General features: G+C 49.0%; 20 protein-coding genes, 1 pseudogene and 2 riboswitches. Of the genes and pseudogenes, 2 read left to right on the top strand and 19 right to left on the bottom strand.

The window, feature by feature from the left end; translation table 11 throughout:
- Positions 1 to 996, bottom strand: a complete 996-nt coding sequence (locus NYE68_RS04185) for a DUF3048 domain-containing protein (protein WP_012117003.1) — start codon at positions 994 to 996, stop codon at positions 1 to 3.
- Between the two features lie 24 nt (positions 997 to 1,020).
- Positions 1,021 to 2,763: an adenine deaminase gene (locus NYE68_RS04180; protein WP_061861226.1), complete on the bottom strand. Its 1,743-nt coding sequence runs from the start codon at positions 2,761 to 2,763 to the stop codon at positions 1,021 to 1,023.
- A 121-nt stretch (positions 2,764 to 2,884) separates the two neighbouring features.
- Between NYE68_RS04180 and NYE68_RS04175 the strand changes: the two genes are divergently transcribed.
- Both NYE68_RS04175 and NYE68_RS04170 read left to right on the top strand, forming a co-directional pair.
- Positions 2,885 to 3,115: a DUF2892 domain-containing protein gene (locus tag NYE68_RS04175; RefSeq protein ID WP_149061617.1), complete on the top strand. Its 231-nt coding sequence runs from the start codon at positions 2,885 to 2,887 to the stop codon at positions 3,113 to 3,115.
- A gap of 27 nt (positions 3,116 to 3,142) precedes the next feature.
- Positions 3,143 to 3,268 (top strand): annotated as a pseudogene (locus tag NYE68_RS04170) (Lrp/AsnC family transcriptional regulator); the annotation flags it as partial.
- 16 nt (positions 3,269 to 3,284) lie between these two features.
- On the opposite strand, the gene purD reads toward NYE68_RS04170, so the two are convergent.
- The 17 genes from purD to NYE68_RS04085 form a co-directional block, all read right to left on the bottom strand.
- Positions 3,285 to 4,553: a phosphoribosylamine--glycine ligase gene (gene purD, locus NYE68_RS04165; protein WP_229041570.1), complete on the bottom strand. Its 1,269-nt coding sequence runs from the start codon at positions 4,551 to 4,553 to the stop codon at positions 3,285 to 3,287.
- A 16-nt stretch (positions 4,554 to 4,569) separates the two neighbouring features.
- Complete coding sequence (purH, locus tag NYE68_RS04160; RefSeq protein ID WP_039252469.1) at positions 4,570 to 6,108, bottom strand: bifunctional phosphoribosylaminoimidazolecarboxamide formyltransferase/IMP cyclohydrolase; 1,539 nt, start codon at positions 6,106 to 6,108, stop codon at positions 4,570 to 4,572.
- Positions 6,105 to 6,692, bottom strand: coding sequence for a phosphoribosylglycinamide formyltransferase (purN, locus tag NYE68_RS04155; protein WP_012116999.1), 588 nt, complete (start codon positions 6,690 to 6,692; stop codon positions 6,105 to 6,107). The genes purH and purN overlap by 4 nt, the downstream gene beginning before the upstream one ends.
- Positions 6,689 to 7,729, bottom strand: coding sequence for a phosphoribosylformylglycinamidine cyclo-ligase (purM, locus tag NYE68_RS04150; RefSeq protein WP_015239317.1), 1,041 nt, complete (start codon positions 7,727 to 7,729; stop codon positions 6,689 to 6,691). The genes purN and purM overlap by 4 nt, the downstream gene beginning before the upstream one ends.
- Positions 7,730 to 7,820: 91 nt before the next feature.
- Positions 7,821 to 9,251, bottom strand: a complete 1,431-nt coding sequence (gene purF, locus NYE68_RS04145) for an amidophosphoribosyltransferase (protein WP_007609856.1) — start codon at positions 9,249 to 9,251, stop codon at positions 7,821 to 7,823.
- Entirely contained in the window at positions 9,227 to 11,455 is a 2,229-nt protein-coding gene (purL, locus tag NYE68_RS04140) for a phosphoribosylformylglycinamidine synthase subunit PurL (protein ID WP_324636072.1), read from the bottom strand. The genes purF and purL overlap by 25 nt, the downstream gene beginning before the upstream one ends.
- On the bottom strand, positions 11,439 to 12,122 hold the full coding sequence (gene purQ, locus NYE68_RS04135; RefSeq protein ID WP_031378824.1) for a phosphoribosylformylglycinamidine synthase subunit PurQ: 684 nt from the start codon (positions 12,120 to 12,122) through the stop codon (positions 11,439 to 11,441). The genes purL and purQ overlap by 17 nt, the downstream gene beginning before the upstream one ends.
- Positions 12,119 to 12,373, bottom strand: a complete 255-nt coding sequence (gene purS, locus NYE68_RS04130; protein ID WP_003155758.1) for a phosphoribosylformylglycinamidine synthase subunit PurS — start codon at positions 12,371 to 12,373, stop codon at positions 12,119 to 12,121. The genes purQ and purS overlap by 4 nt, the downstream gene beginning before the upstream one ends.
- On the bottom strand, positions 12,373 to 13,092 hold the full coding sequence (gene purC, locus NYE68_RS04125) for a phosphoribosylaminoimidazolesuccinocarboxamide synthase (RefSeq protein WP_225046205.1): 720 nt from the start codon (positions 13,090 to 13,092) through the stop codon (positions 12,373 to 12,375). The genes purS and purC overlap by 1 nt, the downstream gene beginning before the upstream one ends.
- A gap of 75 nt (positions 13,093 to 13,167) precedes the next feature.
- Positions 13,168 to 14,460 (bottom strand): adenylosuccinate lyase, encoded by a 1,293-nt coding sequence (gene purB / locus NYE68_RS04120; protein WP_007408896.1) that lies wholly within the window; start codon positions 14,458 to 14,460, stop codon positions 13,168 to 13,170.
- Positions 14,460 to 15,641 carry a 5-(carboxyamino)imidazole ribonucleotide synthase gene (gene purK / locus NYE68_RS04115; RefSeq protein ID WP_324636073.1) on the bottom strand — a complete coding sequence of 394 codons (1,182 nt, stop codon included), beginning with the start codon at positions 15,639 to 15,641 and terminating at the stop codon, positions 14,460 to 14,462. The genes purB and purK overlap by 1 nt, the downstream gene beginning before the upstream one ends.
- The gene (gene purE, locus NYE68_RS04110) at positions 15,595 to 16,083 is read right to left on the bottom strand and encodes a 5-(carboxyamino)imidazole ribonucleotide mutase (RefSeq protein WP_007609846.1); all 489 of its coding nucleotides are present in this window, start codon (positions 16,081 to 16,083) and stop codon (positions 15,595 to 15,597) included. Before purE ends, purK begins: the two co-directional genes overlap by 47 nt.
- A gap of 132 nt (positions 16,084 to 16,215) precedes the next feature.
- Positions 16,216 to 16,317, bottom strand: a riboswitch (purine riboswitch).
- Between the two features lie 78 nt (positions 16,318 to 16,395).
- Positions 16,396 to 16,593 carry an NETI motif-containing protein gene (locus NYE68_RS04105; RefSeq protein WP_007609843.1) on the bottom strand — a complete coding sequence of 66 codons (198 nt, stop codon included), beginning with the start codon at positions 16,591 to 16,593 and terminating at the stop codon, positions 16,396 to 16,398.
- Positions 16,590 to 17,144, bottom strand: a complete 555-nt coding sequence (locus NYE68_RS04100; protein WP_014469850.1) for a DUF5698 domain-containing protein — start codon at positions 17,142 to 17,144, stop codon at positions 16,590 to 16,592. The genes NYE68_RS04105 and NYE68_RS04100 overlap by 4 nt, the downstream gene beginning before the upstream one ends.
- A 123-nt stretch (positions 17,145 to 17,267) precedes the next feature.
- The gene (locus NYE68_RS04095; RefSeq protein WP_003155777.1) at positions 17,268 to 17,441 is read right to left on the bottom strand and encodes a Fur-regulated basic protein FbpA; all 174 of its coding nucleotides are present in this window, start codon (positions 17,439 to 17,441) and stop codon (positions 17,268 to 17,270) included.
- A 138-nt stretch (positions 17,442 to 17,579) separates the two neighbouring features.
- Positions 17,580 to 18,362 carry a hypothetical protein gene (locus NYE68_RS04090; protein ID WP_324636074.1) on the bottom strand — a complete coding sequence of 261 codons (783 nt, stop codon included), beginning with the start codon at positions 18,360 to 18,362 and terminating at the stop codon, positions 17,580 to 17,582.
- A 197-nt stretch (positions 18,363 to 18,559) separates the two neighbouring features.
- Positions 18,560 to 19,882, bottom strand: a complete 1,323-nt coding sequence (locus NYE68_RS04085) for an NCS2 family permease (RefSeq protein ID WP_007408891.1) — start codon at positions 19,880 to 19,882, stop codon at positions 18,560 to 18,562.
- 131 nt (positions 19,883 to 20,013) lie between these two features.
- Positions 20,014 to 20,115: riboswitch (purine riboswitch) on the bottom strand.
- Positions 20,116 to 20,188 lie beyond the last annotated feature (73 nt).

The raw sequence follows: 20,188 nt of genomic DNA, 5'->3' as shown, positions 1-20,188 counted from the left end.
TCAAACACCTTCTCCTTTACTAATGGAAGCTGCATCGAGATCAGGCACGATATTAATCCATGTCTTTCCTGGCACAAACGGAAGAATCTCACCGCCTTTTACGGGCAGAATACGGCCGTCTTTATATTCCCAGTCTGACTCTATAACATCGCCGTGCTGAAGCAGGAGGCCCTTCCCCCCTGACTGAATATCGATGGCCCGCCTTCCATCTTTGTCTGTCATGCGATGGCCGGCTTCAACAATAAAAATGTTGTGCATGGCTAAAGGCTTTCCGGTCTCCCGGTCTGTCGCTTTCACACCATCAGAGCTTCTTGTATAAGCATCAGCTTTTTTATCATAATCGTATTCGACAAGATTTGTAATGTTTTGTGTTCCATAATCTATCCGAATATTGTAGGTTTCATTTCCTGGTTTTGCATCTGATGTCTGAAATGGGAGCGGTTCTGTTTTTCCGTTCAGCTTGTATCCTTTTTGTTCCGCCGCCTTCCTGATATTGTCATACGACGTGTAGGAATTGTGGGGCGGCTTGCTGAAATCGGCTCTCCAAAACAGGCTTCCGTCAAAATCCAAACCGTTTATATAATCGTAAGCTCCGGACTCCAGCTGCTTTTTTGCGCCGGGACTCCAGCCATGATGGACAAATATGCTGTTAAACCCGCTGCTGAGCGTGACAAAATATTCCCTCGCGCTCCGCACAGGCCCGACCGTTTCCGGCATCTCACTTTGAAAAATCGCGAGAAACCGCGTAATCCGGCCCTCCGCGAGCGCTTCGATGACAACATCCGCCTTTGACAGCCCGGATTGGGGCCTCGCCTTCGGATGATTGTTCACTGCGACTGCAATCGGACGGCGTTCTGCAAGCTTCTGCTCAGTTTTCAGCCCCGTTAAAGGAGCTTCCGCTTCTTTCGGCTGCACCTGATCGGCATTGTTCTGCCGGCAGGCGGCAAGCAGCAAAAACGCAAAACAAAGCATACAAACGGTTTTCCATCTTTTCATATGTCGGCTCCCTGCTTTTATATTTTAACGCATTATCGATGGAAAGAGTACAGTTTTTTTCATCACGTCGAATATTCCTCTCGGCGTAATGCGGATATAAGGCAGGTGTGTGCTCTGCAAAAAGAGCAGCGTATAGATCGGATCGCAGAATCGGTAGCCCCGCTCCTCCAGCAGCGTCCTCAGTTTTTGCTCTTTCTCAAGCACTTCTTCATACTTCTCCGCGGATGCAGAACCGTTTAAGGCGAGGGGAATCTCATGCAGAATCTTCCCGTTTTCGGCAAGCACGATTCCGCCGCCGATTTCTTTCATCCGTGAGAAAGCGAGCAGGATATCTTCTTTATTTTTTCCGGCAGCGATAATATCTCCGGTTGTCGTGTAGGAACTGACAAAGCCCTGCACCCGATCGGCAAAACCTTTCAGCATTGTATTGACCCGCCATTTTCCATGCTTATCGAGAAGCGTGAGATAGCATTCATCATGATCAAAAGAAAGCTGGTCAACAGAATTATCAATCGCAATCATATACGGCTCCATAATGACCGCGTTGCGCATGGTCACACCCATCGGCATTGAAAACTGTAAATCATCCATCGTCATATCATATGAAAGCTCAAGAGGGACAAGACCGCCCTTTTTCCAATCCGTTTCTGTAAACGCATTCATATTTCGGCCGTCTTCCCTCAGCAGGATGCCTTTGGAGATCACCGTGACCGGGTCCGGATTCATCGGGTCATCGAGAATGTTCAATGAAGCAAGCCGTCCCGGACCGACCACACCGAGAAAGTCGTCCATCTGATAATACTTCGCGATATTAAAGGAGGCCATATTATAGGCATCGATCGCCGGAACTCCTTCCTCCAAAGCGATTTTGATTAATTCATTCGTCATGCCGCCTTTATAAAAATGCGGCGTCGCTCCATCCGTCGTGTAGAAGAAATGATCATAATGCCGGAAGCCTTTTTGATGAAGATCCTGCAAAATCGTTCTCAAATCAGGGCGGATGGATGAATGTCTGAGCGAAACATAGTAGCCCAATTCAAGCCGTCTCATCACCTCGCCGCCATTCATCGCCTCGTGGTCGGAATCAGCTCCGAACAGTTTCATCTTCGTCAGTGTTTTTTCAGAGGCTCCGGGAAAATGCCCTTCTATCCGCTTGCGCAGTTTTTTTGTCGCCTGCATGCAATGAAGCATCAGGTCATCGCCGTCCATGAGGCGCGGCCATCCGGTCAATTCTCCGCCTTGAATGACATCCGGGTGCTCAATCCATTGCTTGCGGACATCAAAAGAAAGAAGCTGATCCTCATTCAGCACTTCAGTCTGCAGATCATATCTGGACCACCAGAAATATTGCACCGGCTGTTTTTTCAGTTCCTCCAATATAGTAAGCGCTTTCTTTTTACCGCTGTGCAAAAGAAAAAACAAGTTATCATTAACAAACGTCGTTGTTCCGAATTGAGACACATATTCGGCGAGCGTTTGGGGATTATATATTTGAAAAGGATGTGTATGCGGTTCAATGTAACCTGGCACAATGTATTTTCCTTCACAATTTATGGTATGAATGTGCTCTGCTGCATCAGGAAGCTCATGACCAACATATACAATTCGATCTCCGTAAATCCAGACATTCTTTTTCAGCCATTGTTTTAAAAAAGGATTTAATACGAGAGCATCCCGTAAAAGTAGCGTTGGAAGCAGCTTTGAGTCTACAACATCCGCCTGTGATCTGATGTCTTTATTTTTCCAGTTAAAGGTACGTTCGGACATTCACATACTCTCCTTCGCTTATATTAGACCCATCGTATCACATCCGCACAATTATCGCACGGCTAAAACGTTACAAATTATTGAAGATGAATGAAAAACTTTTTCTAAGGGAGCTGAAATGATGAAACCGAATATCAGTTTATTAAATGCCGTTATGCGCATCACTTGCGGCCTCACCATTTTGTCTGCTGCGTCAGCGAAATACACGAGAAAACCTTGGTGCAAGGTGCATCTCTTCTGTATGATGATGGGCGCGATGAAAGCGGCATCCGGCATCCTCCGCTTCTGTCCGGTGACATATATGTTCCAAACCGGAATGAATCAGGATGACAGCCATCAGCAAGAAAAATAACAAGCCGTTTTGGCTTGTTATTTAATTTCTCCTGTCCCGCGAGTCTGAGAAGAATCCGTCTATACGCCGGAGGACTTCATCGATGACTGCGTGTCACACGGCAAGCCGACAGTCTTAGTCGTCTTTTCAGAAGAAAACCCGCATCTGATATGACGCGGGGTTTTCCTCTTTATCGCTGCGATGCTTTCAGCGCACGGGCGCCGATGTCGCTTCTGTAAAACAGTCCGGGTTTTGTCAGCCCTGAAACGGCGCTGTACACTTTATCTCTCGCCGCTTCAAATGTCTCAGCAAATGCCGTGACATTGGCGACCCGGCCGCTGTTTGTAACAAATTGTCCGCCGTCTTTTTTCGTTCCGGCATGAAAAACAGCGATCCCGTCTTCAGCGGACGTCAAACTGCCGATCGGAGTGCCTTTCGCATAGCCTTCCGGATAGCCTTCAGAAGCCAGCACAACGCTGACAGCGGCCGTATCCTTCCACCTTAGGTCAACATCCTTCTCATGCAGAAGATCCAAAAGCACCTGAATGAGGTCAGATTCCATTCTCGGCACGACAACCTGTGTTTCCGGATCTCCGAAACGCGCGTTGAATTCAATGACTTTTGATCCGTTTTCCGTCAGAATCAGCCCCGCGTACAGCACGCCCGTGAAGGAACGCCCCTCTTTGACCATTGCTTTTGCCGCCGGCTTCACAATCGTTTCGACTGCGCTTCTGACGATATCATCGGAAATGTGCGGCACCGGTGAGTAGGCTCCCATTCCGCCCGTATTCGGCCCTTTGTCTCCATCGAAGGCGCGTTTATGATCTTGAGCGATTACCATCGGATAGACGGTCTCCCCTTTTACAAACGCCATTAAAGAAAATTCTTCGCCGGCGAGGAACTCTTCAATGACAACAGATGCGCTCGCCTCCCCGAATTTCTCATCCTCAAGAAAATCGTGCAGGCATTCAATCGCTTCTTCTTCCGTCATCGCGACCGTGACACCTTTTCCGGCGGCAAGCCCGTCCGCTTTAATGACAATCGGAGCACCTTTTTGCTGCACATATGCTTTCGCCTCTTCAAATGAAGTAAACGTCTCATACTCCCCCGTCGGAATGCCGTATTTTTTCATTAAATCCTTGGCAAACTGTTTGCTCCCTTCAATGATTGCCGCTTTTTCAGACGGTCCGAAAACAAGCAGTCCGGCTTTTTCAAACTCGTCGGCTATCCCTTCAATCAGAGGAACTTCAGGGCCGATAATCGTCAGGCCGACATGATGTTCTTTCGCAAACGCAATGAGTGCGGCATGATCGCTTTCTTCAATGTTGACCAGCGTCGCGCAGTCTGCCATACCGTCATTTCCGGGCGCGGCGTACACCGTGTCAACAAGCGGGCTTTGCGCCGCTTTCCAAGCCAGTGTGTGCTCTCTGCCGCCTTTTCCGATAATCAATACATTCACGCTTCGTTCCCCCCTCTTAATGTTTGAAATGTCTGATGCCGGTGAATACCATGGCGATCCCGTATTCATCCGCTTTTTTAATCGAATCTTCATCGCGGACCGATCCGCCTGGCTGGATAATCGCCGTGACACCGGCTTTTGCGGCTTCTTCGACAGTATCCGGCATCGGGAAAAACGCGTCTGATCCGAGCGCGCTGCCTTTTGCTTTTTCTCCGGCCTGCTCAATGGCGATTTTAGCTGAACCGACGCGATTCATCTGCCCTGCGCCCACACCGACCGTCATATGGTCTTTTGCAAGAACGATCGCGTTGGATTTCACATGTTTGACGACTTTCCAGGCCAGCTTCAGATCTTCCCATTCCTGCTCGCTCGGCTCTCTTTTTGTCGGGATGCTGATGTCGGCGTCATCAAATCCATGGACGTCTAAATCTTGAATCAAAAGGCCGCCCTGTACGGATGTCAGCTGTTTTTCTTTCTTCCCTGATGCGGACACGTCAAGCGTGAGCAGACGAAGGTTTTTCTTCGCCGTCAGTACGTTCAGCGCTTCTTCACTGAAAGAAGGGGCGATAATGATTTCTAAAAAGATGCCGTGAAGGGCTTCAGCCGTTGCCTGATCAACTTCACGGTTCAGCGCGATGATGCCGCCGAAAATGGAGGTTTTATCAGCTTCATACGCTTTATTGAATGCTTCCTCAATTGAAGCTCCCGTACCGACTCCGCACGGGTTCATATGTTTAACGGCAACAGCTGCGGGTTCTGTAAATTCCCGGACGATTTGAACGGCCGCATCTGCGTCCTTAATATTGTTGTAAGAAAGCTCTTTGCCGTGAAGCTGTTTTGCCGCCGCGATGGAACCGGAGACGGGAAGTGCGCTTTGATAGAAAACAGCCTCTTGGTGAGGGTTTTCACCATAGCGGAGCGATTGTTTTTTCTCAAATGTAACGGTGAATTGCTCAGGGTCTTTCTCACCGGCCTCGCGTGTTAAGTAATCAGCGATTAATGCGTCGTATGCCGCGGTATGGCGGAATACTTTGGCCGCAAGCTCGCGTTTTCTTTTAAGCGAAACGCCGCCGTGTTCTTTCATCTCATTGAGCACGGAGCTGTAATCGGCCGGATCTGTGATGACCGTCACATCCTGATGGTTTTTCGATGCGGCGCGCAGCATGCCGGGACCGCCGATATCAATGTTTTCTATCGCTTCATCGTATGTTACGTCTTCTTTCGAAATCGTTTCTTTAAACGGGTAAAGGTTGACGACCACAAGGTCAATGGGGGCAATGCCATGCTCATTGATCTGCGCCATATGCTCTTCATTGTCTCTTACGGCAAGCAGTCCGCCGTGAATATTAGGATGGAGCGTTTTTAACCGTCCGTCCATAATTTCAGGAAATCCGGTCACTTCTGAAATGCCGATGACATCCACACCGTTTTCCTGAAGAAGTTTTTTTGTTCCTCCGGTCGAAATGACTTCGACGCCGAGCTCTGTCAGTTCCTTTACGAAAGGTACGAGATTTGTTTTATCAGAAACACTGATTAGTGCGCGTTTGATTGTCATGCCTTTTCACCTCTGTTATTTAGTCCCAGCAGCTGTTTCACAACGCTCGGATACCATTTGTGCTCAAGCTCGTGTATTGTATGCTCTATGTTTTCAAGCGTATCGTTTTCCTGTATTTCGAATGCTTTTTGCGCGATAATCGGTCCGGTGTCCATGCCTTCGTCGACGTAATGCACGGTAATGCCCGCCACTTTCACACCGGCCCGATACGCCTGTCCGACAGCGTCAATCCCGGGGAATGCCGGAAGAAGCGAGGGATGTATATTAATAATGCGGCCCCCGTATGCTTCAAGCAGCGTATCTCCAATCAGTCTCATATAGCCGGCGAGAACGATTAATTCCGCCCCGTGCAGGCGCAGCTGTTCAATAACGGCCCGTTCAAAGGCCGCTTTGTTTTCAAAAGATGACGGTTCAAAGGCGAATGACGGAATGTGTAAAGCCTCCGCCCTTTCCACCGCCTTTGCCTGAGGCTTATCCGTCACGAGAAGCGAGAGCTCCGCATCCCACTTCTCTTCTCTCATGCGTTTGGCAATGGCCTCGAAGTTCGATCCGTTTCCTGAAGCAAATACCGCAAACTTTTTCATGAAAGAGCCGCACCGCCGAAAGAAATGCCTTCGCCCCGCTTGACCCGGCCGATCAGATAAGCCTTCTCGCCCTGAGCTTCAAGCGTGTCGATAACGTCTGTCAAGTCCTCTTCTTTAACGGCAAGGACAAAACCGATGCCCATATTAAAGACATTGAACATTTCTTCTTCTTTCAGCTTGCCGTGCTCCTGCAGAAACGGAAAAATCGGCGGGATCGGCCATGATCCGTGATCAATTTCCGCGCTCAATCCGTCCGGCAGCATCCGCGGGATGTTCTCGATGAATCCTCCGCCTGTCACATGCGCCATGCCGTCCACCTTACCGCTTTTCACCGCCTTGAGCACCGGCTTCACATATATTCTCGTCGGTTCCAGCAATTCTTCTCCGAGAGGACGCGCAAACGGTTCATAGACAGTATCCAAATCAAGTCCGCCGTCATCAAGAAGCACTTTTCTCACAAGGGAAAACCCGTTGCTGTGAAGGCCGCTTGAAGTAAGTCCGATTAAGAGATGCCCCTCTTCGATATGTTCACCGGTGACGATTTCGTCTTTTTCCGCGACGCCGACTGAAAAGCCCGCAATATCGTATTCATCAGCCGTATACAGCCCCGGCATTTCCGCCGTCTCACCGCCGATAAGCGCTGATCCTGACTGCTCGCATCCGTCCGCCACGCCCTGAACGATCTGCTCAATTTTTACCGGATCAGCCTTGCCGACCGCCAAATAATCAAGGAAAAACAGCGGCTCCGCTCCTTGGGCAAGCACATCGTTTACACACATCGCGACCGCATCGACGCCGATCGTGTCATGCTTATCCATTGAAAATGCGAGTTTCAGCTTGGTGCCGACACCGTCTGTTCCGGAAATTAAAACAGGCTTTTGATACGGAAGCTCTGACAGATCAAACATTCCGCCAAAACCGCCCAGGCTTCCCATAACGCCGAGCCTTTTCGTGCGCTCCACGTGTTTTTTCATTCGTTTGACGGCTTCATATCCGGCTTCGATGTCAACTCCGGCATTTTTATAAGCATCAGACATCCCTATCACTCCTTGTCAATTCGTTTCTCCTTAAAAGGCAGAAAGAGAAAGGCAGCCTGAATTCACGCTGCCTTTATGTCATTTTCACATTTTATTTTGTCAGCACCGCTTCTTTTACGTGAGGAAGCACTGTATCCTGATAAATTTCCGTCGGATATTTGCCCGTAAAACAAGCGAGGCATTGTCCGCAATTGGTGTCTTCAAATTTTCGGCCGACTCCTTTTAACAATCCGTCTACACTTAAGAAAGAAAGCGTGTCAGCACCGATGATCTGGCGGATTTCTTCCACAGAATGAGAGGAAGCGATCAGCTCCTCATGGGTTGATGTGTCGATGCCGTAGAAGCACGGATGAGCGATCGGCGGTGAACTAATTTTCACATGCACCTCTGTCGCCCCCGCTTCTCTGAGCATTGTGACAATCCGGCGGCTTGTCGTCCCGCGCACGATGGAATCATCAACCATGACGACCCGTTTTCCTTCGACAACACCGCGGACGGCGGACAGCTTCATTCTCACGCCTTGCTCACGGAGAGCCTGTGACGGCTGGATAAAGGTTCTGCCGACATAACGGTTTTTAATGAGACCGAGTTCGTACGGGATGCCCGTTGCCTCGGCATAGCCGATGGCCGCAGAAATACTGGAATCAGGCACGCCTGTGACGACATCCGCTTCAACCGCGGACTCCTGGGCAAGCATTTTCCCGAGGTTTTTCCGGGCGCTGTGCACGTTAATGCCGTCGATATTGCTGTCAGGCCTTGAGAAATAAATGTACTCCATGCTGCAGATGGAACGGTTGATATTCATGGAGAAACGCTCTGATTTCATGCCTTCATCATTGATGATCAGCATTTCGCCCGGCTCTACTTCGCGAAGGTATGTCGCGCCGACCACATCGAATGCGCATGTTTCTGATGCGACGACGTAAGCATCGCCCATCATGCCGATTGACAGCGGTCTGAGTCCGTTCGGGTCAAGCGCTACGATCATTTCTGTTTCAGTCATGATTAAAAAGGCATAAGCGCCTTTCAGCATGGATAGCGAATTTTTGATTTGATCCTTCAGCGAAAAGTGTCCGCTGCGTTTAATCAGATGAGCCAGCACTTCCGTATCGGAGGAAGTCTGAAAGATGCTCCCTTGGTTTTCAAGCTGCTGCTTCAACTGTGTGGCGTTGACCAAGTTGCCGTTATGGGCGAGCGCGAGGCTGCCGTTGTTTTGCGAACGGAACAGGAGCGGCTGGACATTTTCATATCCGCCTCCGCCTGCCGTCGCATAACGGACGTGCCCGATCGCGCCTTTTCCCTTCACTTTGCTCAGTTCGCCGTTTTGAAAAACCTCGGTAATAAGCCCCTGTCCTTTATGCGCCGTCAGTTTTTCACCGTCAGTTGCGACAATTCCCGCGCCTTCCTGTCCTCTGTGCTGGAGGCTGTGCAGGCCGTAATATGTGATCTGCGGAGCTTCTTCATGTCCCCAGATGCCAAACACACCGCATTCTTCATTCAGGCCTTTGATTTCAGCAAGCATGGAATAGCTCCTTTCCACGCGCGCTCTAGTTCTTTCGTTTGCGCGTGAACCAATTGTTGTCCGTCCTGGTTTTGAATCGCCAGAAGTCCGTCAGCCGTTACCTCGCCGATATGAACCGCATCGGCCGCAGCCGCTTCAAACGCCGCTTGGTGTTCTTTTTTCACTGAAACGACGAAGCGGGATTGAGATTCAGAGAATAATAATGCCGCTTCCCCTTCTACAGTCACGTTGGCGCCAAGGTTTTCCGTCGTCATGACGCTTTCTGCAATCGCTACGCCTAAGCCGCCTTCAGACACATCATGCGCTGATTGAACGAAGCCTTTTTTAATCGCGTCAAGCAATGCTTTTTGACGTGACAGCTCTATATCAAGATCGATTTGCGGCGCTTTGCCGTAAATGCGGCCTTCTGTCATTTTTTGCAGTTCGCTTCCGGCAAACTCAGGTTTTGTTTCGCCGATTACGTATACAAGATCCCCCGCTTGTTTGAAATGCTGTGTCGTAATATGAGCGGTATCTTCAATTAAGCCGACCATGCCGATAACAGGCGTCGGGTAGATCGCCGTTCCGTTCGATTCATTATAAAGTGATACGTTACCGCCGATGACGGGAGTGCTGAGAACATTGCACGCCTCGCTGATGCCGTCGGCCGCTTTTTCGATCTGCCAGAAAATTTCAGGTTTTTCCGGGTTTCCGAAATTCAGATTATCCGTGACCGCAAGCGGTTCGGCGCCTGAGCATACGATGTTGCGCGCCGCTTCGGCAACGGCGATTTTCCCGCCTTCTTCTGGATCAAGATATAAATAACGGGCGTTGCAATCCGTCGTCATCGCCAGCGCTTTTTTCGTGCCGCGGATTCTGAGCACTCCCGCGTCAGAGCCCGGAGCGACCACCGTATTTGTGCGCACCATGTAGTCATATTGATCGTACACCCACTCTTTGCTGGCGATGGTCGGCTGCTGCAGCAGGGCAAAAAGCGTCTCTGTCGCATCTTTTACTTCAGGCGCGGGAACTTCCGTTTCCTGAAACTCGCGGTAGTACGCGGGTTCTGCTGACGGCTTGTGGTATACAGGCGCTTCTTCCGCCAGCGCGTCGACCGGAAGCTCGCAAACAACCTCTCCGTTATGGCGGAGGCGGAGCATTTTATCATCCGTAACATGACCTACGGAAACCGCTTCAAGATCATATTTATCAAAAATATCGACAATTTCCTGTTCACGTCCGCGTTCAATGACGAGAAGCATGCGTTCCTGAGACTCAGAAAGCATCATTTCGTAAGCGGTCATACCTGTTTCCCGCTGCGGAATGAGATCAAGGTTCATTTCAATGCCTGAGCCGGCTTTGCTTGCCATTTCAGCACTCGAACTTGTCAGACCGGCCGCCCCCATATCCTGAATGCCGACTAAGGCGTCGCATTGGATGACTTCTAGGCATGCTTCCAGGAGAAGTTTTTCCATGAAAGGATCGCCGACCTGCACCGCGGAACGTTTTTCTTCAGATGAATCTGACATTTCTTCCGATGCGAAAGTAGCGCCGTGTATGCCGTCGCGGCCCGTTTTAGCGCCGACGTACATGACCGTGTTGCCGATACCTTTCGCCTGGCCTTTTTTAATATCTTTATGATCAATTAAGCCGACGCACATTGCATTGACAAGCGGATTGCCCTCATAGCTTGCGTCAAACTGCACTTCTCCGCCGACCGTCGGAATTCCGATACAGTTTCCGTATCCCGCGATTCCCGCCACTACTTCTTCAAACAAGTACTTCACACGAGGTGAAGTGAGCTCACCAAATCGAAGAGAGTTTAATACAGCTATCGGACGGGCGCCCATTGAGAAAACGTCACGGATGATGCCGCCCACTCCCGTCGCAGCACCTTGGTATGGCTCAATCGCTGACGGATGGTTATGAGATTCAATTTTGAACACGACCGCCTGATTGTCACCGATGTCAACGATTCCCGCGCCTTCTCCGGGACCCTGCAGCACGCGTTCGCCGCTAGTCGGGAATTTGCGTAAAACCGGTTTTGAGTTTTTATAGCTGCAGTGCTCTGACCACATGACGGAAAAAATCCCGATTTCCGTGTAGTTCGGCAATCTTCCGATAATAGATTCAATGAGTGCGAACTCGTCATCACTGACACCCATTTGCTGATAGAGTTTCTCTTCTTTTATTTGTTCTTTACTTGGTTCAAGCAGTAGCGACATGAGTTTCCCTCCAATTTTTCACGATAGACCGGAACAATGTAAGACCGTCTGCGCTGCCGAGCAGTTCATCGACTGCGCGCTCAGGGTGAGGCATCATGCCTAATACGTTGCCTTTCTCATTCACGACGCCGGCAATGCCGCTGACGCTTCCGTTAATATCGCCGCCGTATGTGAAAGCGATTTGATTGTTTTCTTTTAATCTTTCAAGCGTTTCGTCATCACAGTAGAAATTGCCTTCGCCGTGGGCAACCGGAATCGTAATCGATTGTCCTTTTTCATAGGAAGATGTGAATAACGTGCCGCCGTTCTGCACGGTTAATTCAACCGGTCGGCAGATGAACTTTAAATCTTTGTTGCGTCTCATCGCGCCGGGCAGAAGTCCGAGCTCCTGCAGAATCTGGAATCCGTTGCAGACGCCGAGAACCGGTTTTCCTTCGGCAGCCGCTTTTTTCACAGCCGGCATGATGTTTGCGAATCTGGCGATGGCGCCGCATCTCAAGTAGTCGCCGTATGAAAACCCGCCGGGGATGAGCACGCCGTCAAATCCGTCAAGGCTTGTTTCCTCGTGCCAGACATACTCGACTTCTTCGCCGAGTTCGTCCTTTACGGCGTGGAACATATCAATATCACAGTTGGAGCCGGGTAACACAATCACCGCAAATTTCACTGTGCGACAACCTCCTCAACTTCATATCGGTAGTCTTCAATGACTGTATTGGCAAGAAGCTTTTCACACATTTCTTTCACGAGCGCGTCAAGATCGCGGTCAGATTTTTCAATCGTCAGCTCCATGTATTTTCCGATGCGCACATCCTGCACTTCATTGTAGGTCATGCTGTGCAATGCATGCTGCACCGCGCTTCCTTGAGGATCGAGCACACTTTCTTTTAAGCTGACATAAACTTTCACTTTATACATTATGAAATGCCTCCCAGTCTTTTGAAAATCTCTTCATATGCGTCGGTTAAGCTTCCCAGGTTCCGTCTGAACAAATCTTTATCAAGCTTTTCGTTTGTGTCTTTGTCCCACAGACGGCACGTGTCAGGAGAAATTTCATCCGCTAAAAGCACCCGTCCCTCTGCGTCTAAGCCGAATTCCAGCTTAAAATCTATTAATCTGACGCCGCAGTCTTCAAAAATATGCTGCAGCTCTTGATTCACCTGTTTTGTAATCGATTTGATCGTTTCCACCTGCTCAGGAGCCGCCGCTTTTAAAAGCCAGATATGATCTTCTGTGATGAGCGGATCGCCGAGTGCGTCATCTTTATAGTAAAATTCGATAATCGGCTGCGGAAGCTCAGTTCCTTCCGGGATGCCGAGACGTTTCGACATACTTCCGGCGGCAATGTTTCTGACCACGACTTCAAGGGGAATGATGGTCACTTTTTTGATAAGCTGCTCTGATTTTGAAACACGCTCCACAAAGTGGTTGTCAATTCCTTTGGCGTGCAGATGTTTGAAAATCAGGCTTGAAATTTCATTGTTCAGACGGCCCTTTCCGCTGATCTCCGCTTTTTTCTCACCGTTAAAGGCTGTTGCGGAATCCTTGTAGACCACGCGGAGAATCTGTTCGTCTTCAGTTTGATAAATCCGTTTCGCTTTTCCTTCATAAAGAAGATTATTGTTCACAATATTCACGGAAGGCCTCCTAACCCGAATGTTGGGAATATTCAATCTACGGCGGCTGAAGAAGCCGCCTCCGGCTGGCTTCTTCTATAAACCTAAACGCTCAAAGATCAAGTCGACGTTTTTCAAATGATAATTGTAGTCAAAGCAATCGGCAATCTGTTCCGGTGTGAGACGGGACGTGATTTTTTCCTCCGCTTCGACAAGCTGACGGAACGGCACTTGTTTTTCCCATGCTTCCATCGCTTTCGGCTGAACCGTGTCATATGCTTCTTCACGAGGCAGACCCGTGTCGATTAAAGCAAGCAGCACGCGTTGAGAATAGATCAAACCGAGTGTGCGGTCCATGTTGCGTTTCATATTTTCCGGGAATACCGTTAAGTTTTTGACGATATTGCTGAATCGGTTCAGCATGTAATTCAGCGCGATTGTCGCGTCAGGAAGAATGATGCGCTCAGCTGATGAATGAGAAATATCACGCTCATGCCATAACGGTACATTTTCGTATGCCGTCAGCATGTACCCGCGGATCACACGCGCCATGCCCGTCATATTTTCCGACCCGATCGGGTTCCGTTTATGAGGCATAGCCGATGAGCCTTTTTGTCCTTTAGCAAAAAACTCTTCCACTTCACGTGTTTCACTCTTTTGCAGACCGCGGATTTCCACTGCGAATTTTTCAATGCTCGTCGCGATCAAAGCCAGTGCCGCCATGTAATCCGCATGTCGGTCGCGCTGTAATGTCTGAGTGGAAATCGGCGCCGCTTTCAGGCCGAGTTTTTCACAGACATACTGCTCTACGAACGGATCAATATTTGCATATGTGCCGACCGCGCCGGAAAGCTTCCCGACTTCGATCCCTTCTTTTGCCTGCTTGAAACGTTCAAGGTTGCGTTTCATTTCTTCGTGCCAAAGCGCGAGTTTCAGGCCGAATGTCGTCGGTTCCGCGTGTACGCCGTGCGTGCGGCCCATCATGACCGTGTATTTATGTTCTTTCGCTTTTTCTTTTATAATGTCAACAAATCTCTCAATGTCCTTGAGCAAGATCTCATTCGCCTGTTTTAATAGATAGGAAAGAGCGGTATCCACGACATCTGTTGACGTCAGGCCGTAGTGAACCCATTTTCTTTCTTCGCCTAATGATTCTGAAACCGCGCGGGTGAATGCAACGACGTCATGGCGCGTATCCTGCTCGATTTCCAAAATGCGGTTGATGTCGAAAGACGCGTTTTCGCGCATGACTTTGACGTCTTCTTTCGGAATGACGCCAAGCTCAGCCCAGGCTTCACAGGCTAAAATCTCGACTTCCAGCCATGCCTGGTATCTGTTTTCGTCCGTCCAGATCGCGGACATTTCAGGTCTTGAATAACGTTCGATCATTATGCTCGTCCTCCGTCTCTTTTCATCCATATGTTCGTGATGTCCTGAATCCATGTTTCATCAGGCTTCCGCAAAAATGTCATATGCCCCATTTTGCGGCCTTTTTTAATCTCATGTTTTCCGTACAGGTACAGTTTGGCTTCCTTTAAAAGCTCCGTATGCTCCTCCGCAAGCTTCACTTCATCACCGAGCAGATTCACCATCATTCCCGGTTTGAGAAGATCGGTTCTGCCGAGAGGAAGTCCGCAGACCGCTCTGATATGCTGTTCGAATTGGCTCGTTTCACAAAGGTCGAGCGTATAATGCCCGGAATTGTGAGGACGCGGCGCCAGTTCATTAATCAAAAGGTCTCCGTCTTCCGTGACGAACATTTCCACCGCAAGCGGCCCGACAAGTTCCAATTTCTCCGCGAGCTGAACGGCAAGCACCTCTGCCCGCTTCTGAACCGTTTCCTCCGCTCTCGCGGGCACGATGCTTTGGAACAGAATATTATTTTTGTGGATATTTTCAGCAGCCGGAAAGGTTGAAATCTCACCGTGTACTGATCTCGTCACGATAACGGAAAGCTCCATCCGGAACGATACCCAGCTTTCAAGTATGCACGTGCCGTTCTCTAACAGCACAGCCGCTTCATCTGTCTGTCCTTCTTCCTTAATGACAAATTGGCCTTTGCCGTCATATCCGCCGCGGCATGTTTTCAGCACCGCCGGGAGCCCCAGTGCCTGAACGGCTTCCTCAAGCTCCCGTCCGCTGTTTACGATCCGATAAGGAGCGACTTGACAGCCTGCTGACTGGATCGCCTTTTTTTCCGTTTCCCTGTTTTGGGTGATGAGCAGCAGCTCGCTTCCCTGGGGAAGATATGCATGTTCTTTGAGCCAGTTGAGCGCCTCGTAATCGATATTTTCAAATTCGTACGTAATGATGTCACTGACTCCGGCCAATTTTTGAATCGCTTCACGGTCATTGTACTGGGCGGTAATCTCAATATCGGCGATCTGTCCGCATGGCGAGTCTTTCACGGGATCGACGACAGCGACTTTATAGCCCATCTGTTTTGCGGCGACAGCCATCATTTTTCCGAGCTGTCCGCCTCCAATAATGCCGATGACGGCGCCGGGGTAAATCGTTTTTTTATCAGACAAGCTGATCACTGCTTTCCAGCACCGTTTGTTTTGTCGCATTTCTTCTCGCCTCTAGTTTATCCGCAATGTCATCGTCAAATGCCGACAAAATTTGCGCGGCTAACAGACCCGCGTTCACTGCGCCCGCTTTCCCGATCGCCGTCGTCGCGACCGGCACGCCTCCGGGCATCTGTACGATAGACAGAAGAGAATCAAGCCCGTTAAGCGATTTTGTCTGAACCGGTACGCCGATCACCGGCAGCGTCGTTTTGGCCGCCGTCATTCCCGGCAGATGCGCCGCTCCCCCGGCTCCGGCAATAATGACTTTTAAGCCCCTGTCTCTGGCGCTTTCTGCATATTCAAACATCAAATCAGGCGTCCGGTGCGCGGATACCACCTGTTTTTCATAAGGAATGTGAAGTTCGTCAAGTATGTCGCATGCATGTTTCATTGTCTCCCAATCGGAGGTGCTTCCCATGATGATTCCTGCTAGCGGCTGCATTCTGTTCCCACCTTCTCATGCTTTGTTTTTCAGAAAAAAAAGCCCGGCTTATATTGCAACTATGAGGAAGCAATACAAACCGGGCATGGCGCGCGTATCGTCAGTCGTTCGCTTCTGCGATATCCATGTCAGCTGTTTATCACTTTCCTGCATAGTCCGGCCGTTTACGGCAGCCGGGTAGAAACTTATGGGCCATATTCCCAAGATTATATGAGGTCGTGTTTTGATTTCATGTTTATCTTAACAACGGACTTGGATAATGTCAACGACATTATCGAACGATATAAAAATTCTTTCTTTTAATGTTCGTGTTTAGATCAATTTCCCTTCAAATACGATTTTTTTCCCGCAAGGAACGACTTGAATTGATCCATTTTCTTTCTTTTCTGTAAAGATCGGCTCTTCCATCCGCCGGACGGGCATATAACCCTCTTCCTTCATTAAAGTGAGAATGGTGTCAATCGTTTCATCTTCCGTTACTTCAAACCGTTTCTTTTTTGGCTTTGTCATTCCTTAATTCTCCTCTTCTTCACTGCTTTCACCCAGAATCCGCCGTGGATCGTTTTCGGCTCAAAGGCGATGATAAACGCTTTTTCATCAAGCGTTTTAATCGTATCATAAAGCTGAAGCTCATATTTGCGCGGCGTCAGAATCTGCATGGCGGTCCGGTCTCCTTCAAGTCCGCCCGCAACCCAGCTTGTAACCCCGTATCCTTTTTCCCGGAGCTGTTTCGGCAGGTCCAGATCGAGCTCCTTCGTAATGACGTTGACTGTAATATAGCCGAGCGCCAGTTTTTCTTCAATTTTCATTCCCACTATGACGCCGAGGCCGTAGCCGAGCGCATAAGCAATGACGTTTTGAATTTGATTCAGATTGCCGAGCACGAGACTCAGGCCGGTCACATACACAAGGATTTCAATCGTACTGATGCCTGCGGCGAAATAGCGCTGTCCCTTTAATGTCAGAATCATCCTGATCGTAAAGAAAGAGACATATATTATGTTAATGATGAGAATAATGAGAACCATACCTATACTGTTGGATAAAATCGTCTGCATCACTGATTCCCCTCCTCTGATACTTTGAAAAGCATCAATCCTTCAATTAAGGATAGTTTACCCTCTTTTCATCATTTTCAAAAGAAAAAAAAGCCCGCCCCGCAAAGGCAGACTGTTAAGCTCTTATCAGTGAAGCTCGGCTTTTTTCAATCGTTTGACGGCTTCATATTCCTTCTCAAGTTCACTCAGCGTGTATCCGGACAGTTCCTGAACATGGTCTTGATAAAACCCTGAGCGGATCAGCTTTGTCCTCAGGTGCTGCTTTTTCCGATTAATGGCTTCTCGCAACAACGGGGCCATCTTCATCATCCCTTTCCGAATCATAAAGATTAATGCCGCTTTCCAATTTCTGTTGCTCCCATCATATATCGGACGGCTTTTCAAAACAACACGCTTTATTAGAAATATTTGTAAACATTGTGAAAGACAAATTTCGACTTATAAAGGAATCAGCGAAGCAGTAAAGTACTCGGAAATGAGCGGCCATGTCACAGCCGTAAAAACGAGCATGATGATGACCGCCGCGGAAATACAGTACATCACGTCAGCCGCAGGCTTTTCAGCCGATTTGTATAGAATCTGCACAAATTGCACCATCGCCGAGACGGCCAGAAACAAGGTCAGCGCCGTAAACACCACGGTGACGACCGGCAGATTCAATATCGCGAAAATCATCCACACGATAGAGCAGGCGACAGCCGGAACCAAAAGCGATCCAACCCCCGCGGCCGCATCCCGCATCGTAATTTTCTGTTTCATCATATAACGTGATACAAGCCAGACCGCCCCGGCCGCAGCGGCAAAAAAGACGAGCGTATACACGAGAACGACGGTAAAACCGTCAAAAAACGTATGATGCCGCTCTCCGTATCCGAGAGGCCTTTGCTGGCTAGCCCTCAGCTGAAACCAATTTCCGATTGAGAAAAAGATACTGAATACAAGCATTGAAATAAGAGCATATTTAAAGCGGGAAAAGCCGTCTTCCCCAACGACCTTCACCGGTGATGTCAAAATGCGCAGTGCGAAACGGCAATAACGTTTGACCGCGGCCCATGCAGAAGCGAGTTTTTCCGTAAAAGCCGGAGCCGGGCGCCGTTCCTTTTCTTTTTTCTTTTGCTTTTGATAACGTCCCGCATTTCTGGACATTCTCGACAGCGGTTCTTCATCAGTCCCCTGATGCTGTTTTTCTTCTTCCAACGTTTCTTTTCTTTCTTCCGTCATGTCAGCAACTCCTATCAAAAAAATACGGCGGAATTTGTTAAACAAGAAAATAAAACACTTATATAAGGTACCGAAGCGTCCTTCAACAGTCAAGCGGTTTTCTTCACCCGGACACCCACATGACGTTTTATAGTATGTATTGGTTTTACGGAATAGGACAAAAACAAAAAACCGGCTTTCCTCAGCCGGTTTTTCCGTTATTTCAAGAAGATGAAATACAGGATAAAGATGACGAACAGCCCGTACATAATCGGGTGAACGCTTTTTCCTTTTCCTTTGCAGATCATTGTAATCGGGTAGAATATAAAACCGATCGCAATCCCCGTCGCAATGCTGTACGTCAGCGGCATCATAATCATCGTTAAGAATGCCGGCACAGCCACCTCGAATTTATCCCAGGCGATCTTACCGAGCGGCGCCACCATCAGCGCGCCGACAATAATTAAAGCCGGAGCCGTCACATTCGTGGTGACAACTGACAGAAGCGGCGAGAAAAACATCGCCAGCAAAAAGAGAATGCCCGTCACAACAGCCGCGAAGCCGGAGCGCGCCCCCGCCGCAACGCCTGAGCTGGATTCAACATAAGAAGTCGTTGTAGACGTACCGAGTACGGCTCCGATAACGATTGATGTCGAATCTGCCAGAAGCGCTCTTCCCGCACGCGGAAGTTTGTTTTCCTTCATCAGCCCGGCCTGTGTCGCTACAGCCACCAGCGTTCCGGCCGTATCGAAAAACCCGACGAACAAGAAAGTTAAAATGACAATCAGCATTTGTACGGAGAAGATATCCGGAAGATGCATCCACGCCTGTCCGAAAGTCGGCGCAAGACTCGGCACGCTGCCGACAATGTGCGTCGGAACCGGAATCAGTCCGCAGACCATGCCGGCAACCGCCGTCAGAAGCATTCCGATAAATACGCCGCCGTTTACGCGAAGCACCATCAGAATGACCGTCACAATAACACCGAAAACCGTCAGCAGCACAGGGCCGCTGTGAATATTGCCGATAGACACCAAAGTCGATGAGTTCGCTTCAATAATGCCCGAACCCTGCAAACCGACAAATGTGATAAACAAACCGATACCCGCGCCGACCGCCAATTTCAGCTCAGGCGGAATCGCATTAATGATTTTTTCCCGCAGTCCCGTCAGCGAAAGCGCCACGAAGATAATTCCGGAAATCAAGACGCCGGAAAGCGCAGCCTGCCATGAAATCCCCATGCCGAGGACGACAGAGAAAGCAAAAAACGCATTTAATCCCATACCCGGCGCAATCGCGATCGGATACTTTGCAATGAGCCCCATTAAAATACAGCCGGCCGCAGACGCCAAGGCTGTAGCGGTGAACACCGCGCCCTGATCAATTTTTAATGCTTCCGGAAATCCCTTCACACCGTTTAAAGACAATGTCAGCGGATTGACGAACAGAATGTACGCCATTGACAAAAAGGTCGTTAAACCGCCGATGATTTCATTACGATAGCTTGTCCCCAGCTCATCAAACTGAAAAAATTGCTTCAAGCCAATTGCCTCCTTCATTCTCTCCCATTTATTCTGCCCGTTATCCGCCAAATAAAAAACGCCCCAAATACATTTGGGACGCTTGACTACATACGTTCAGTCTGAATAAATAAGAATGGATTATTTATATCAAACGATTGAGATTGATCCGTAGTCAAGCCATTTACGGTAGCTTGGTAGAAACTTGCGGGCCATATCCCCGCCATTATACGATATCTGCATATTTGATTTCTGAGTCTATTGTATCAATTCAATTTTGAAAACTCAATAAAAAAAACGAACAATCCCGTTAAAAAAATTTGGTTT

The organism is Bacillus sp. FSL R5-0447 (assembly GCF_038606125.1).
Taxonomy (GTDB): domain Bacteria; phylum Bacillota; class Bacilli; order Bacillales; family Bacillaceae; genus Bacillus; species Bacillus velezensis.
This window is presented reverse-complemented; position numbering and strand designations above follow the sequence as displayed.